Below are 201 nucleotides of genomic sequence, written 5' to 3'. Positions count from 1 at the left end.
GATTCAAGTTCACCATCCTCCGAAGACTCCCCTTTTGGCTTGCCGGTGTGATCAACGTTGATCGAAGCAATAATGGCTACGCCAATTTTCCCAATCCCTTCGCCAACCTCTTTACCGCCGTCGATAATCGCTTGAATGTTGGCTGAAATTTCTTGGTTGAGCTGCGTAATCTCTTCAACTTTTTGCTTGATTTCTTGATTC

At 45.3% G+C, this 201-nt stretch carries 1 pseudogene; it reads right to left on the bottom strand.

Annotated elements, in window-relative coordinates:
• Positions 1-201, bottom strand: a pseudogene (locus A3712_RS28000) (hypothetical protein); the annotation flags it as partial.

Source organism: Vibrio sp. HI00D65 (genome assembly GCF_001635455.1).
Lineage (GTDB): Bacteria > Pseudomonadota > Gammaproteobacteria > Enterobacterales > Vibrionaceae > Vibrio.
Note: the sequence above shows the minus strand (reverse complement) of the source record. Positions and strands in the feature narration are given on the sequence as shown.